This window comes from Finegoldia sp. BIOML-A2, from assembly GCF_009678315.1.
Taxonomy (GTDB): Bacteria; Bacillota; Clostridia; order Tissierellales; family Peptoniphilaceae; genus Finegoldia; species Finegoldia magna.
The window spans coordinates 337,865-355,008 of the sequence record NZ_WKZE01000002.1 but is presented as its reverse complement, the minus strand read 5'-3'; the positions used below and the strand labels follow the sequence as shown (position 1 = coordinate 355,008).

Here is a 17,144-nt window from a genome sequence, read left to right as displayed (position 1 = left end):
CTTTCTAAATCGTTTAATAATTTTGTATATACAAGTTAACATAACTATTATATCATTTTAACGAAAAAAATACGACAAGCAGTTTGCCGTATTTAAATCGTTATCGTGATTTTTGTTCCAACATCTAATTTAGATTCAAGAGTAATAGATCCATTGTGGATATCAACTATGTGTTTGATGATTGATAATCCAAGCCCTGTAGATTCTTGTGAAGAACGTGATTTATCAACAACAAAGAATCTCTCAAACACTCTAGTTTGGTATTTTTCAGCTATACCAATTCCAGTATCCTCGCAAATTATTTTAGTTTTGTCATTTTCTTTGAATATTGAAATCTTAATTTTACCTGAAATCTTGTTGTATTTAATTGCATTTGTAACTAAGTTTTCAATCATTTCTTTAATTAAATTTTCGTTACCGTATATCATGCAATTTTCCTGTAAATCCGTAACAAGTTCAATTTTTTTATTATCCAATTTGTTTTGGTTAGAAGTGACTATTTCATCGATTATTTTTTCAGGATTAAATAAACTTTTTTCAATATTATCTTCTGATTCATCTAACTTGGATAGTTTAATAATATTATCGATTAATTCTAATAATCTCAATCCTTCTTGGTGTATTATTGTAGCAAACTTACTTACATTTTCTGGACTAACCATGTTGTTTGCTATCATTTCAGCATAACCATTAATTGAAGTAAGAGGAGATTTTAATTCGTGACTAACATTCGCTGAAAATTCTCTTCTTCTTTTTTCAGCCTTAATTTTGTCACTCTCATCTACTAAGAACAATAAAACTCCATTTATAGTATCTTCATCTAATACCGGTGCAATATACATTGATAATAGAATTCCTTGCATTTCAATATTTATATGATGAGCTGTTTTAGTTGATATTACATTTTTTATTGCAGAATGGATTTTTAAATCTCTGTTTAATGAAATAAAGGGTCTTCCTTCATACTTTGAATCATTTGCTCCAAATAAAAACTCAGCAGACTTATTAACTGACAAAACATTCATATTCTTATCAAGTAGGATAAGACCTTCTCTCATATTGTCTGTAATAGTTTTAATTGTAGTTGACCTTTCTTCTAATTCATCTACATATTTTTTTATTGTATCATTCTTGCGTCTAATAATATTGATAAAAGGTATAAGCTCATCGTAAACTGGTTGTTCTAATAATTTTGATTCTTTGTCATTAACGATGTTATCATCTAATTCATTGGCAATAGTTTCTATAGGATCTAAGATTTGTCTTATTTGTCTTCTATTAATATCGATTAATAATATTAATGATAATGCTAATATCAATAGGGTATAAGGCAATAAATCCAAAATAGTTTTCAAAAAACTAGAAGATTCGCAGCTAACTCTAAGAACATCAGAATTTTGCTGAAGTATAGCAATATAATACATACTTTTATCAAAACTATCAGACTTACGTGTTATTGAGCCGATTTTGGATTCTCTTGCATCTTGTATTTCTTCTCTGTTTGAGTGGTTATCCAAAGAGTCTACATTTGTATCAGTATCATATACTACACTTCCATTTTCATCAATTATTGTAAATCTATTTGAAGGATTAATCCTTTTAAACTTTTTAACATTTGTAATAGTCTTATCACGACTATTATCGCTGATAGAATCTACGTATTGTATTTCACGTAGGAGAGAAGTTTCTTCTTTAGACTTGTTATAATTATAAAATATAAATGTTTGTAAGCCTAATCCAACTGCTAAAGCTATTATAATGACAAGAGAAATTCTAGTGTAAATTTTTCTTTTCATCATTCACCAGCTTTGTATCCAAGATTTCTTATCGTTTTGATTATGCTGGAAGCGTTTTTAAGTTTTTGCCTTAAAGTGGCTATATGAACATCAACTGTACGTGATTCTCCTTCAAAATCGAATCCCCAAATTTTTGTCATGATATTTTCTCTAGTCAAAACTTTTCCGATATTTGATAGGAGATAGTACAGTAATTCAAATTCCTTGTAAGTTAATTCTATATTTTCTCCATCAACACTAACTGTTCTCTTATCATAATCTAATTCAATATTCTTATAGATAATTTTAGATTTTGTTTTACTTAGTGAGGATCTTCTTAGTAGCGCTCTGACTCTTGCTAGTAGTTCCATAATACTAAAAGGTTTGATCATATAATCATCAGCGCCACTATCAAGACCTACTATTTTATCGTATTCTGTAGTCTTGGCAGTAAGCATCATTACTGGGATGTTTTTTGTTTTTTCGTTATTTCTTATTTCTTTTAAAATTTCAAGCCCGCTTTTTCCCGGAAGCATAATATCTAGAATAATTAAATCTATGCTAGAAGAATACAATGTGGATTTGAATTCTCCATAGTCTCCAAATCCCATTGCATCGTAGCCTTCATTATTAAGTGCATAGATAATTAATTCTCTTATGCTTTTATCATCTTCTACACAGCAAATCATTGTGCATTTTCCTCGTATCTTTCGCCAGTAACTGAGAATATTACCCAAGTTGCGATTCTTTCTGCATTATCGCCAATTCTTTCAATGTATTTTGCAACTTGAATTAAATCGATAATTTGTTCAGGATTTTCACAACCAGATTTAATCAATTCTATTGATTCTTCCATGAAGTGATTAAAAAGCTCATCAACCTCATCGTCTTTTTTGATTACAGAATTTGCCAATTCGACATCATCATCAGTAAAAGCGTTGATACTTTCTACAAGCATTTTTTGTGCACATTTACCCATGGATCTTATCATAGTCAAATCTTTTGGAAGTTGTGATTTACCAATCAACATAACAAGTTCTGAAATTTCTTGTGCATGGTTTCCGATTTTACTCATACAAGAAAGAATTCTAAGTGCTGATGAAATAAATCTCAAGTCTTTGGCTACAGGAGATTGTGTAGTAAGAAGTCTCAAACAAGTATCTTCTACTTCTTTTGACATTTCATAAATAGTTTCTTGAGAATCATAAACTTTTTGTGCTATTTCCAAGTCTTGAGTTTCCAATGCGTAAGTGCTTTGTTCGATTTGTCTTTCGACATTTGCTCCAAGAAAAATTAAATTATGTTTTAATTCTTCTAATTGATGTGTAAAATATTTTCTCATAATACCACCTCTTTTTAACCGAATCTACCAGTAATATAATCTTCTGTTCTTTTATCCTCAGGTTTTGAGAACAGTATATCAGTATTATTAAATTCTATAACTTCACCTGTCAAGAAAAATGCTGTCTTATCAGAAATACGAGCAGCTTGTTGCATATTGTGTGTTACCATTATAATAGTATATTTTGATTTCAAATCTTGACACAAATCTTCGATTTTATTAGTTGAGATAGGGTCAAGAGCTGATGTAGGTTCATCCATTAATAATACTTCAGGTTCAACAGCCAAGGCTCTTGCGATACAAATTCTTTGTTGTTGTCCACCTGAAATAGAAAGTGCGTTCTTTTTCAAGTTATCTTTTACTTCATCCCAAATAGCCGCACCTTTTAAAGATTTTTCAACAATTTCATCTAACTTAGCTTTATTTTTTTCTCCATGTAATCTTGGACCATAAGCTATATTATCGTAGATTGACATTGGAAATGGATTAGGTTTTTGAAAAACCATACCGACTCTTTTTCTCAACAAGTTTACATCGTAATTCTTATCGTATATGTCTTTGCCATCTAAAGTTATTAAACCTTCGATTCTACATCCATCAATAAGATCGTTCATTCTATTTAGACACTTAAGCATTGTAGATTTACCACAGCCAGAAGGTCCAATAAAAGCGGTGATCTCATTAGATTTCATTTCCATGTTGATTTTCTTTAGGGCTTGAAAATCATCATAATATAAATCAACATCTTTTATACTTATCTTAGACATTATTTACTTCCTTTCGTCAATTTTTTTCCTATTAAATTTGAAACAATATTTATTATTAAAACTAAAATTACTAATACAACTCCAGTTGCATAAGATTCTTCCACATGGAATCCTTCAGAAGATAATACATACATGTGTAACGCTAAACTTCTTCCAGACTGTAATAAGCTAGTTGGTACACGAGGATCTGTTCCCAATGTAAACATTAAAGCAGCTGTTTCTCCTACAACTCTTCCGATTGAAAGGATAATACCTGCCATAATACCAGGCATTGCTACAGGAAGTAATACCTTTCTTATAGTATACAACTTTCCAGCTCCCAATGCATAACTTCCAGCTCTTAATTCGTCATCGATTGATAATAATGCTTGTTCACTGGCTCTAATTATTAATGGTAGCACCATTATGAACATTGTAAGAACTCCAGATATTAAAGAATATCTAAACTTTAATCTCATTACGAATAACAACATACCAAATAAACCATAAACAATTGATGGAATACCAGATAATGTTTCTGTTGCAAGTCTAATAAGAGTTACTACTTTTGAAGTTTTCTTGGAGTATTCAGACAAATAAATTGCTGTAAATATTCCGATAGGACTTGCAATTAATAATGTCAACAAAACTAACATAACAGTAGTTTTAATTGAAGGCATCATTGATACGTTCTTGGAAGTATAGTGTTTTGAGAACATACTAGGTTTCAAATGGGGAATACCATTAACTAACATGTAAATAATTAAATAAAACAATACAGCTAATGTAATAAAAGCCATCAAATAAATAAAACCTTTAATAATTCTACTTTTTGTTTTATTTTTTCTTAAGTTTTTTAAACTATTTGCCGATACATCAATAGAATTATTTTTCATTATTTACACCCCTCTTAATCAAATTAAATGCTAGATTTATTAAAAGTATAAATACGAATAATACCATCGCAGTTGCAATCAAAGCATCTCTATGAGCACCAGACGCATAAGCCATGTCCAATACGATGTTAGTTGTCATAGTACGCGTTCCTGAGAATATACTTTTTGCTATTACAGGTTGATTTCCTGCAACTAAATAAACTGCCATTGTTTCTCCGATGGCACGTCCAATTCCAAGTATTACTGATGATAATATACCTGATTTTGCAGCAGGAACTACAACTCCCATTACAGCTAATTCGTGACTAGCTCCAAGTGCAACACTTCCTTCATAATAAGAATCTACAACAGTATTTATCGCACTTTCAGACAAAGTGATTATAGTTGGTAAAATCATAATTCCTAAAAGAATGGAAGCTGTGACTATGTTCATACCAGTTCCTCCAAAAGCCTTTCTAATCATTGGAACTATAACCATTAAGGCGAAGAAACCATAAACGATAGATGGAATACCAGCCATTAGGTCAATACAAGGTCTCAAAAAATTATATAATTTTTTTGGACAGAATTTTGCAAGATAAATCGCTGTAAAGATTCCAATTGGTACTCCTATAATTATGGAGCCAATAGTTACATAAATACTACCGATAATCATTGGAAGTATACCGAATTGGGCAGGGACATCGACCGGAGCCCAATCCTTACCAAATATAAAATTAGTTAAGCCAACTTTTTTTATAAAAGGCATTGATTCACCAAAAATGAAAAAACATATTAAAACTATTGCAAAGATAGAAGTCAATGCTGATACTAAAAATACGTATTTCATTATTGATTCAGATAAATATTTCTTTTTCATATTAAATCCTTTCTTTATTTTTTTTCACTTTAATATTATCAAGAGCTTGTAAAATTAACGCGATAATAATGTTAATTAAATGTAAAGTTTTTCGAGTTAAAAAATAAAAAACTGTAGAAATAGGGAAACATTACATTTTACAAATGTAAAATAAATTCTTTCAAAATAAAAAACAGACCTCATAAGAGATCTGCTTTTTGAGAGGAATTATTTAGAAATTTCAGACCAAGATTTAACTTTGCCTGTGAAGATATCTTTTACTTGTTCTAGAGTTAAATCTGTTGCTTTTGTATTTTCTTTGTTTACTATAACTGCTATACCATCAATTGCGATAGGTTGAGCTTTTAATTGTTCTTTTTCTTTGTCTTTTAATTCTCTTGAAGCCATTCCGATATCACATACACCTTCAATAGCTGAGTTCATACCAGCTGAAGATCCTGTTGATTGGATTTCGATTTCTACTTCTGGATACATTGCTTTATAAGCTTCTGCTAATTTTTCCATTAATGGAGAAACTGAAGTTGAACCTGCAACTACGATTTTACCTTTTTGAGAATTTTTGTTGTAAGCTTTAGCTTCTTCAGGAAGTTGTTCATAACCTTCTTTTTTAACAATTTCTTGTCCTTCTTTTGAAAGAATATAATCTAAGAAATCTTTTGGAAGAGGTTTTAGTTCTCCTTTGTGAGCAATGTTAAAAGGTCTAGAGATTTTGTAATCACCTTTTTGAACATTTTCTGATGTTGCTTCAACACCGTTGATTTTTACTGCGTTAACTTTGTCGTTTAATGAACCTAATGAAATATATCCAATAGCGTCTTTGTCTTGACCTACAGTCATCATAACTGCGTTAGTACTGTTTTGTACGATTGCAGAAGAAACTGTCTTGTCTTGTTCTTTACCGTCAGCACCTTTTTCTAAGATTTTAGTGATTTCTGTAAAAGCTCCTCTAGTACCTGAACCATTTTCTCTTGATACTACGTGGATTTCTCCTCCAGCACTTTCGTTTGATTTAGAATCTGTAGAAGTAGTTTCTGTTTTGTTTGAGTTGTCTGATGTTTTTCCATCATCTTGTTTTGCACATGCTACCATGAATACTCCAAATACTAGCATCATAGCAACTAACATAAATTTTTTGATTTTCAAATAAATCATCCTTTCATATTTAATTCACTAATAGAATACATGTAATGTTTAAAATTCATATAATATTATTGTAAATTGTATGTAAAGTTATTTGTTTACAATTTTTAAAAGTAAAGTGTTATACTATTTCTAGGAGGATTGTATGAAAAAACTACTATTAATTACAACTGGAGGAACTATTGCTTCAGTTTCTACAGATAAAGGATTAGCGCCGGGTCTTCAAGCAAAAGATATATTAGAATATGTAAAATTTAGAAAATTTGATTTCGAATTAGATACTATCAGTTTATTCAGTATTGATTCAACAGACATAAGACCAGAGCATTGGCTACTTATCAAACAAACAATTAAAGAGAATTATGATAAATACGATGGGTTTGTAATAACACATGGTACGGATACTTTGGCGTACACTGCATCTGCGTTGGGTTATTTAATTCAAAAAAGTCCGAAGCCAATCGTAATTACAGGTGCTCAAAAATCCATTTCAAATGATATTACAGATGCAAAGAATAATTTAATTGATGCATTGATATTTGCTAGTAAAGAAAAATCACACGGAGTTAATATAGTGTTCAATGGAAAAGTTATTTGTGGAAATAGAGCCAGAAAAGTTAGAACAAAAAGTTTTGATGCATTTGACTCAATTAATTATCCATTAATTGCTATTATTCACGATGGTAAAGTTTTAAGATATATTGATGATAAGTCAGAGAGTAATGTAGAATTTTACAATAAATTAGATGAAAGCGTCTATTTGTTGAAATTAATTCCATCAATGAGAGCAGATATTTTAGAAGATATTTTCGAAAAATACGACTGTATTATCGTAGAAAGTTATGGAGTGGGTGGAATGCCTGCAGGAATATCCGAAGAGTTTTTAAGATTGATGGAACAATACTCTACAAATAAAATAATCGTGATGACAACTCAAGTTCCACAAGAAGGTTCAGATATTGGAGTATATCAAGTAGGAATGAGAATCAGAGAAAATTTAGACGTATTGGAATCAAAAGATATGACATTAGAATCAGTAGTATGTAAAATGATGTATGTAATGGGAAAATACAACAGAGATATTCAAAAAATACAAGACGAATTTTACTCAATTATAAATCATGATATTTCAATAATAGAATAAGAATATTAGCGGTAAAATAATTTAAAAAAAATATTTTACCGTTTTTTATTTGCAAATTTTGAAAAGTATGAAATATGAATTATAATTTAGTTAGAGGAAAATTATGAAAAGAAATGTAGATTTTTATGTAAAAAAAAGAAATGAATTGATTGATTTGTTAGATGAGAAGAAATTAACAAAACAGGAATTTATTTCAAGAAACAACGTATTGATTAATAGTTTCAATCTAAGACCTTTCACTGATATTAAAACAGTAAATGAGGGAGTTTTTAACTATCAATATTATAATTTAAAGGCTAAGGAATACAATACAATAGCTAACAGATACAAAAACAAAAAAACTAAGAAGTATATTGCATCTTTAAACAAATGCAGGAACTATTACCTAGAAAAAGATAATACAATATTAAAGATTTTGGAATTAATAGAATACAAGAATGTTGAAGCGTATTACATAGACATTTTGTCTTACAGAATGAGGGATAATCTTTTTGAAATTGTACTCAAAGATTATGAAAAGATGATTTTTCACACAATAAATGAAAATATTAAACAACATTTGATATCAAATAATGTTTTTGAACCAATAAAGAAAAAATCCCTTATCGATTCTTATGTCAATAAGGGATATTAATTATTTCTTTATTTGATTTACTATTTCTTCTGTAGTCATATTTTTATTTAATTTGTAATTGCCATCCTTAAAAGCAGTAACATTGTTTTGCTTTAAGTAATCTAAGAATTCTTGTTCATCGGTAATTATGTTTCCACTGATTAAAATCTTTGAAACATCCAATTCTTTTGCCTCAGGTGGAATTGTGATTTCAATGTCTTTAACTTCTTCAGTAACTTGTTGGATTTTTAAATCCTTTGAGTAAGTTTGAGAACTTGTATAGTTTTTGGAAAACATTGAATTAATTGTTTTGTAAACATAAAATGTTGTAGCTACTAGAATGAGCAATAATAATAAAAGCTTTGCAAATTTATAAATAAAGTCTACTATTGTATCAATAAAATTTTTCATTTTTCACCTTCCTTATTAAATTATAATGATTTATTAACAATTTTTCAAATAGGAGCAATAATGAGACATATAAATATAGATAATTCAAATAGCAACCAAAGAGTAGATAGGTTTATTATGAAATTGATGCCAAAAATGAGCAAAAATCATATCCAAAAACTTATCAGAACTAAAAAAGTAAAAGTTAATAAAAAAAGGACAGAACCTGATTATAATCTGAAAATTGACGATGTGGTAAATATTTATTTGTACGATGAAGTTATTGAAAAATATCAAGATAATAGGGTATACTCCGCCGAGGATTTTAACTTGGATATAATCTATGAAGATGATGATTTAATATCGATTAATAAAAAAACTGGAGTATTATCACACGCAGCTAATCCTCAAGATTATGGGAAAAATATAGTGGATATGATGGTAAGCTATTTGATAAAAACAAATCAGTTTACTCCAACACAAAACTCCACATTTACACCAGCTTTAGTAAATAGATTGGATAGAAATACTTCTGGCATTGTTGTAGGGGCGAAAACTTATGATAGCTTGAAATATTTTAATGATTTATTCAAAAAACACGAAATTACTAAGATTTACGAAACTATTGTGGTTGGTAATCTCAAAGACCAAACAATTGATTTGGCGCTAGAAAAAGATAACGATAAGAACAAATCTGTGGTCAATTCTAGTGGAAAAAAAAGCATGACAAAAGTATGGAATGTAAAAAATTTCGGGAAATATTCACTGGTCAATGTAGATTTATTGACTGGAAGGACACATCAAATTAGAGCTCATTTGTCACACATTAATCACCCGATAATTGGCGATATTAAATATGGAAACAGAGATGTTAATAAATATTTCAAAAATAAGTACGATTTAAATTTTCAATTATTACATTCGTATAAGCTAATATTTCCAGAAAAAATGGGAAAATACCAAAAATATGAATCTATGGTTTTTGAAAGCAAAAGAGATGATTTATTTGAGAAAATATTGAATGATTTGGAGAGTAAATATGATTAAGATAAATAACAACAACAAAATATACGACTATGAAGATAAGACGATTTATGATTATGGCATTCAATGTGGTTTTGAAGATAGTATTGTTGCATTAAAGAACAATAAACTTGTCGATATTATGAGTAGTATAGATGATGGAGATACGATTGAGTTTGTAAATGAAAACAGCGTTTATTCACAAGACACATTGATGAGAACAGGAATATTGCTGTTGCTATTGTCATTTAAAATAAAATTTCCAGAAGATCAATTGGTAGTTGAATATACAATTGGAGACTATATGTATCTTGAGTTCGAAAATAACAACGAAATTCATTTTAGAGATTTGGAAGAAATCAGAGAACTGATGGATGATTTGATTAATCAAAATCTTAGAATTGAAAGAGTAAAAGTTTCCAGGAAAGAAGCTTTTGATATTTTTGAAGAGGAAGGATACATTCAAAAATCAAGACTACTAAAAAGTTTAGACAAGGATGAAGTTTATTTGTACAAATGTCACAATCATTACTTCGGAATAGAAGGATTTGTTGCTCCATTTACGAGATTTTTGAAAAACTACAAACTTATCAACTATTTTCCAGGAGTAGCATTAAGTGTCAGCAGAACTGGCGAATTTACCGACTTTAAAGAACAAAAAGCTCTCTCAAAAATATTTTCCAAATCAAAAAAATGGACTGAAATGTTGGATATTGGTTATGTGGGAAGTTTGAATGAAAAAATTCAGGATGGAAATATGGATTTTTTGGTTAGCGTAAATGAAGCTTATTTTGAAAATCAAATTTCATACATTGCCGACAAGATTATTTACAACAATGCGAGATTAGTTCAAATATCTGGACCTTCTTCATCAGGGAAGACCACAATGGCTGAAAGACTTTCTGTCCAATTAGCTGTAAGAGGCAAAAACCCTATTCCTATTTCGATGGATAATTATTTTGTAAATAGAGTGGACACTCCTTTGGATGAAGACGGCAACAGGGATTACGAATCGATTAATGCACTTGATTTAAAAACGTTTAACAGAGATTTAATGGGACTATTAGAAGGCGATTATGTTAATTTGCCAATTTATAATTTTATCACTGGCGAAAGAGAATATGGCGATACTTACACCAAACTTGACAAAAATGGAATTATAATTGTGGAAGGAATTCACGGACTTAATCCAAAACTTACAAGTCTAGTTCCAGATAAGGACAAATACAAAATCTATGTATCAGCATTGACACAACTAAGTATTGATTGTCACAACAGAATATCAACTACAGATATGAGACTTATGAGAAGAATGGTGAGAGATTTTGTTCAAAGAGATAAAAGCGTAGATGATACATTGTCTGAATGGCCAAGAGTTCACACTGCTGAATATATTAATGTTTTTCCATATCAAAATGAAGCAGACAGTATAATAGACTCATCATTAATTTATGAAATTAATATTTTGAAAAAATACGTTTTGAAATTAGTGGAAAATTACGACAAAAACGGTCCAAACTTTACAGAGATTGAAAGGTTAAAATCCATTTTGAATTATTTTATAGAAATAAAAGACGATTCAATAGTCCCTAAAAACTCAATTTTACAAGAATTCATAGGAGATTACAATGAATAAGAGAATTGTGTACACTAATTCAAATTCTTCAAAGCTTTTTGATGAAAATATATCTTATTTAAAAAATCAAATTAGAAATGGCAACACTGATTTTATTTTAATTTTGCCAAATAGAAAGCTAATTAAAAATATTAGAAATAAGTTTTTAAAAGAACAATCGGTGCTATGCGACGTGAAGATTTGGACTATAGATGATCTAGTAAATGCTTCAGATATTTCAACATATCTGACAGATTTGATTTTGAGACTAGCAATTCAAGAGCTTGTCAATGAAGGGGTGTTTGAGGATAATAAATTTTTCAATTCTAATGGAATTATAAATTCATCTAAAAGATTTATATCTACATGTAAGTATTCAAATAAAAAAATAGATGAACTTGAAGAAATCTCTAGTCACAATGTTAGCTTAAATATTTTAAGTAAAGTGTATGAAAAATATCAAAGCATTATGAGACAATGTAATTTTCTGGATAAATTTGATGCCTATGACACAAAAAATCTTAATCTTCAAAAAAACAAGGATATTTACATCCATGGATTCAGTGAGTTTCGACCAATTGAATTGGAAGTAATCAAACAGCTGAAAAATTATGATGTTAATGTCTATATTTTCATGGATTATTACAACGAATACAAAAGCGAGATAGTGAATCAATTGCGTGATATTGGATTTTGTGTTGTTCAAAATAATGAAAAATCAAAACAAAATAAATTTATAGAGAAGAAGGTAGTTAAATTAACCAATGAAATTTTAGAAAAAGATAGACTCATCAATGAAATATCAAAAGATTCATATACTTTTGATTATAACAAAATGGCAATTCTTTTAGAAAAAGATTCCTCAAAAAGGGAAATATTGAATTCCTTGAAATTACACGATATTCCAGTTTTTGGAGATGATTATATTTCGTATCGTGACTACAAATTTTTCTTAGATATAATTAATCTACTTGATAATACGAAAACTTTAAAGCAATATATTTTTTCTACACTAGATAGTTGTTTTTTCGAATTTGATTTGAAGGATAAAGTTACGTTCAGAAGTATATTGTCGGATTTTGAGTTTGATGATTGGGAAGATTTAGTTAAAATTTTAAAAGTAAATGTTAATTATGAAACTAATTTACAAATTTTAAAAGAGATTAAATCGTATTATTTATCTTTTATAGAAACAAATATTAATGTTTTAGCTAATCTTATAGCACTAATTCAAAAAAAAGAAAGTAATGATAAAGGATTTAATTTGTTTTCTGAAAAACTTTTGATAATCCTTGAGGATTTGGATAAAAATTATGCTGAACTTGTTAAAAAATCGGAAAATATTAACTCTTATTTGATGGAGTTGATAAAAAATTTGAAGGTTGATTCTACAGATTATTTAGTAGATGGAATTAGAATATATTCCCTTACGGATATTAGACTTTCAAACTACGATGTTTTATACGTAGTTAATATGAATGATGATGTGATTCCAGGAAAAATTAATTACGATTTCTTTAACAATGAAGATAATATAGAATTTCTACAAAAAAGAGGAATCGACATTTTGTCAGACGCAGAAAATAGGAAAAGAAATATTGATAGATTTATTGATGCTATAAATAGAGCGAATAAAAAAATCTATCTATCTTACAATACTGAGAGCAACATAAAATCAAGGTTGATTTTGGATAAGAACATAAAATCAAGTCAAAAGATAAAGAAAATTAACATGAAAAATATCAAAAAAATTGACACAAAAAAACTTCACAGTGTGTCAGCTTATGAGAAATATTCTTTGAAACAACATTTAAATAGAATAGAAAACAGAATATCCTCAAAGGATATTTCTGATTTTGAAGTGGATGACAAAACAACACAATATATATTGAAGAAAGAATTATCTTCAACTCAGCTTGAAACATATTTTGAATGTCCAATGAAGTTTTATTTTAGATATTATTTGAAGCTTAAACCGCAAATAAAGTCTAGACAATTGGATATTGGAACTATTTTGCACAACACATTGGAAGAATTTTACGGAATAAATATTTCGCAAATAAGAGATGCTATAGATGGCAAATGTGAGTTAGATGTTTCAAGTTTGGATGAATTGCTTAAAAATTCGTTTGAAAAGTTCGGATTAAACACTTGTATTAAGGAAAATGAATTTGATTACGAAAAATATTTGAACAAACTCAAGGATTTTGTCATAGCTGACATTTACAATATGAAAAACGAAGCTGAAAAGTTTTACCCTTATAAATTAGAAGAAGATTTTATTGTTAGTTTAGATGAAAATACCAAATTTATTGGAAGAATTGACAGGGTTGATAGAACAGATTCAGGTAAAATTAGATTAGTAGACTATAAATTATCGAAAAATAGTTTCAGGAAAGCAAAAGATTTGGACAAAAACAAAGGATTTCAATTTGCAATATATTCTTCGTACGGTGATGTTGTAAGTTGTAAATACAAAAGCATTAGAGATAATGAAGAATATGAATATCTTAAAAATGTTTCAAAGGATCAGTTGGATGAAATTATGATTCAGAAAGTAAAAGAATTCAGAGAAAATATTAGGAATAAGAACTTATTCGTAAAAGCAAGTGATGACAATTCTTGTAAATATTGTGATTTTAATAAAATTTGCAAATTAAAAAACACGGAAGGGAAAGCTAGCAATGATTAAATTCAGCGATAATCAAAAATTAGCTTATTCAACGATAAATCAAAATGTTTGTGTAAATGCAGGTGCAGGAACTGGTAAAACAGAAGTAGTTTCTGAAAGATTTAGATATATGTACGAAAAAGGTATCGACATTAAAAGTATCGTGTGCATTACTTTTACGAACAAAGCTGCTGATGAGATGAAGGATAGAATTATTCAAAAGCTAAACAATCCCAGACTAATTGACGACATAAATGTATCAACCATTTCATCTTTTTGCAAAAAAATCGTGTCGGATAATTCGTACTATTTATCAATAGATCCTAGTTTTCAAATTATAGAAGATGATCAATCTAACAAAATGATTAATGAACTTTTTGATACAATCTTAGAAGATAGGATTGATTTTATTAAAAAGCTTGGTAGTGGGTTAGATATTTCATATTCAGACACGCTTGAAATTATCAGAAATTCTTTCAATAAATTAAGAACAAATAACATAGACTTTGAAGTTATTAAAAGAGAAACAATTCTTCAATTAACTAATTTTAGAAATATTGATGATGAGGATATAATCGGAATCAAAAATTATCTATTCGATTTAAGAGAAGAATCAGATAGTATCAAAGGACTTACGAAAAATAGTAGACTATATAAATTTTTGCATGATGATAATCAAAATTTAGAACTCCAAGAATTTACTAGATTTTTATTAAAAAGCTATGGAAATTTGGGAGAGAGCAAGAAAGAAAATGTTCAGGAAATAATTGATGAAGTTAATAAGAGAGTTGATGCGATACTTTCAAATAAAGAAAAAGATTATATAGATTTGTATGAAGGTTTTTTCGATATTTTGATAGACGTTAATAGAAAATATTCAATAAAAAAGAATGAAAAAAGTTTCTTGGATTTTAACGATATTGAAATAATGTGTAAAAAAGCTCTCGAAAATGGTGATATTCTAAAATCGTGTAAAGAAAAGTATAAATATTTTATGATAGATGAATATCAAGATACATCAAATCTACAAAGAGATATTTTTTATACACTGTGCAGCGAAAATGAGGCTTTGGATAGAAATAATCTTTTCGTAGTTGGTGATCCAAAACAAGCCATATATAGTTTTAGGGGAGCGAACATAAAAGTATTTGAAAAAACCAGAGAAGACATTAAAAAAAGTGGCGGTAAAGATATAACTTTCCATGAAAATCACAGAACACATCCAAATATAATGGAGCCTATTAATTACATTTATTCCAATAAAATGAAGGATAGATATGATAGCTTAATCGCAGTTAATGAAGTGGGAGATGTAATCGGCAGAGATGAATTTAAACTTAACAATAAGGATGAAAAAACAAAAGATGACTCCGCAGATATTTTGGTTTCATACATCAATGAAGATAATTTTAAAGACACTGCTATCTTAGCTAGAACTAAGAATGATTTCTCGGAATACGAAAAAAGTTTAGCAAATAGAAATATTCCTTATTATATTTTCGATAAACAAGGACTTGAAGAATGCAGAGAAGTATTAAATCTGATTCAGTTCATAAAATATGCACGATACGGTGATGACATAAGTAAAGTAGGAATACTATCTAATGTATATGATGTGGATTACAATGAAATATTGAATCAAACAGATAACTATCAATCTACTATGAAAAAAATTGATGAGCAAGTTCAAAATTTTACGGAAAATCTTACAAAATATACGATTTACGATTCAATGTCTAATTATATTGAACAGATTGAATACTTAGGATTATTTAATGATCTTCAAGCAAAGGCAAATATAATTAAATTTTTGGAAATTGCTAAGCAATTTGATGCCAAAAACTATAGTATAGAAGATTTTGTAGATTATTTTGAAAACAATACTAACTTATATCAAATGTCTTTTGAAGATGAACACAGTGATTTGGTAAAACTTATGACTATTCATAAATCAAAGGGGTTAGGTTTTAGCAAGGTCATAGTGGATAATTTGTCAAAGCCATCAGTTAACAAAGATAAATTTTTATTATTTATCGACAACGAAAACATTCAGATGCAATTCGTGCTAGATTTTCCTTTTTCAAAATTCAGAATGACAAAAGTTAAGAAATTAATTGAAGAAGAGGAAGATTACGAAGTTGACAACGTATACTATACGGCATTCACACGTGCAAAAAAAGAATTATCATTTTCGAATTCAAAAAAATCTGGACATTTCAAACAAATAAGTCCATACATTGAGGACTTGCAAGAAAGAGGAAATATTAAATTTTTAAAATTAAATGAGAAACCTTTTTTACTAAAAAAAATACAAACAAAATTCGATATACCAGAACCAAAGAAAGTAAAAGTCGAAAAACTTATTCCAATTGGTATTACAAGTATTTTAAATTCCAATGAAGAAATTTTTGATAGTAATCTTCAAAAATCTTCAATAAATTATATATTACTTGGTAATTTGGTTCATATGTATGCGAAATTATCTGACGGAAGTAATTATCCATGTATAAAAGAAGTAGATTTCTTAAATAATGATGAGAAGGAAATTTTCAATGTCGCAACTAAAAACTTTAACCAATTTATAACAGATTTTTCAAATTATAAAAATGAAATGGATTTTAATTTATTGTACGAGAATCTTATGATATCTGGATTTATGGATAGAGTGGAATTTTGTGATGAAGAAATAAAAGTTTATGATTATAAAATTAGTTCACAATCACAAGAATACTTGTACGAAAAATACCACATGCAATTGAAGTTTTATTCTTATGTTTTGAACAAAAAATACAACAAAAATATTAAAATGATTCTTGTAAATTTAAGAAAAGGATACATTATTGAAAAAAATTACGACCAAAATTGCGAACAAGAGGTTGAGGTTTTTCTTAACAATTATGTAAATCAATTGAATTAGCTAAATTATGAGT

General features: G+C 28.4%; 14 protein-coding genes. 6 read left to right on the top strand and 8 right to left on the bottom strand.

Annotated features, from left to right (window positions below):
• Positions 1-92 precede the first annotated feature (92 nt).
• The 7 genes from GKF99_RS03795 to GKF99_RS03765 form a co-directional block, all read right to left on the bottom strand.
• Positions 93-1,796, bottom strand: coding sequence for a PAS domain-containing sensor histidine kinase (locus tag GKF99_RS03795; RefSeq protein WP_094207003.1), 1,704 nt, complete (start codon positions 1,794-1,796; stop codon positions 93-95).
• On the bottom strand, positions 1,796-2,464 hold the full coding sequence (locus GKF99_RS03790) for a response regulator transcription factor (protein ID WP_094207004.1): 669 nt from the start codon (positions 2,462-2,464) through the stop codon (positions 1,796-1,798). The genes GKF99_RS03795 and GKF99_RS03790 overlap by 1 nt, the downstream gene beginning before the upstream one ends.
• Positions 2,461-3,117 carry a phosphate signaling complex protein PhoU gene (gene phoU / locus GKF99_RS03785; protein ID WP_094207005.1) on the bottom strand — a complete coding sequence of 219 codons (657 nt, stop codon included), beginning with the start codon at positions 3,115-3,117 and terminating at the stop codon, positions 2,461-2,463. The genes GKF99_RS03790 and phoU overlap by 4 nt, the downstream gene beginning before the upstream one ends.
• A 14-nt stretch (positions 3,118-3,131) precedes the next feature.
• Entirely contained in the window at positions 3,132-3,884 is a 753-nt protein-coding gene (pstB, locus tag GKF99_RS03780) for a phosphate ABC transporter ATP-binding protein PstB (RefSeq protein WP_002836199.1), read from the bottom strand.
• Positions 3,884-4,759 (bottom strand): phosphate ABC transporter permease PstA, encoded by an 876-nt coding sequence (pstA, locus tag GKF99_RS03775; protein WP_154272687.1) that lies wholly within the window; start codon positions 4,757-4,759, stop codon positions 3,884-3,886. The genes pstB and pstA overlap by 1 nt, the downstream gene beginning before the upstream one ends.
• Positions 4,749-5,618 carry a phosphate ABC transporter permease subunit PstC gene (pstC, locus tag GKF99_RS03770; RefSeq protein WP_094203502.1) on the bottom strand — a complete coding sequence of 290 codons (870 nt, stop codon included), beginning with the start codon at positions 5,616-5,618 and terminating at the stop codon, positions 4,749-4,751. Before pstC ends, pstA begins: the two co-directional genes overlap by 11 nt.
• 207 nt (positions 5,619-5,825) lie before the next feature.
• Positions 5,826-6,761: a substrate-binding domain-containing protein gene (locus GKF99_RS03765; RefSeq protein ID WP_094203503.1), complete on the bottom strand. Its 936-nt coding sequence runs from the start codon at positions 6,759-6,761 to the stop codon at positions 5,826-5,828.
• A 142-nt stretch (positions 6,762-6,903) separates the two neighbouring features.
• On the opposite strand from GKF99_RS03765, the gene GKF99_RS03760 reads away from it, so the two are divergent.
• On the top strand, positions 6,904-7,902 hold the full coding sequence (locus GKF99_RS03760) for an asparaginase (RefSeq protein WP_154272686.1): 999 nt from the start codon (positions 6,904-6,906) through the stop codon (positions 7,900-7,902).
• Between the two features lie 103 nt (positions 7,903-8,005).
• Positions 8,006-8,536 carry a DUF6648 family protein gene (locus tag GKF99_RS03755; protein WP_154272685.1) on the top strand — a complete coding sequence of 177 codons (531 nt, stop codon included), beginning with the start codon at positions 8,006-8,008 and terminating at the stop codon, positions 8,534-8,536.
• On the opposite strand, the gene GKF99_RS03750 is transcribed toward GKF99_RS03755, so the two are convergent.
• Positions 8,537-8,926, bottom strand: coding sequence for a hypothetical protein (locus GKF99_RS03750; protein WP_094224576.1), 390 nt, complete (start codon positions 8,924-8,926; stop codon positions 8,537-8,539).
• Positions 8,927-8,986: 60 nt separating this feature from the next.
• On the opposite strand from GKF99_RS03750, the gene GKF99_RS03745 reads away from it, so the two are divergent.
• The 4 genes from GKF99_RS03745 to GKF99_RS03730 are packed head-to-tail and all read left to right on the top strand — an operon-like array spanning position 8,987 to position 17,131.
• Positions 8,987-9,952: an RluA family pseudouridine synthase gene (locus GKF99_RS03745; protein WP_154272684.1), complete on the top strand. Its 966-nt coding sequence runs from the start codon at positions 8,987-8,989 to the stop codon at positions 9,950-9,952.
• Positions 9,945-11,564 (top strand): nucleoside kinase, encoded by a 1,620-nt coding sequence (locus tag GKF99_RS03740; RefSeq protein ID WP_154272683.1) that lies wholly within the window; start codon positions 9,945-9,947, stop codon positions 11,562-11,564. Before GKF99_RS03745 ends, GKF99_RS03740 begins: the two co-directional genes overlap by 8 nt.
• Positions 11,557-14,235: a PD-(D/E)XK nuclease family protein gene (locus tag GKF99_RS03735; RefSeq protein ID WP_154272682.1), complete on the top strand. Its 2,679-nt coding sequence runs from the start codon at positions 11,557-11,559 to the stop codon at positions 14,233-14,235. The genes GKF99_RS03740 and GKF99_RS03735 overlap by 8 nt, the downstream gene beginning before the upstream one ends.
• Positions 14,228-17,131 carry a UvrD-helicase domain-containing protein gene (locus GKF99_RS03730; RefSeq protein WP_154272681.1) on the top strand — a complete coding sequence of 968 codons (2,904 nt, stop codon included), beginning with the start codon at positions 14,228-14,230 and terminating at the stop codon, positions 17,129-17,131. The genes GKF99_RS03735 and GKF99_RS03730 overlap by 8 nt, the downstream gene beginning before the upstream one ends.
• Positions 17,132-17,144: the final 13 nt, after the last annotated feature.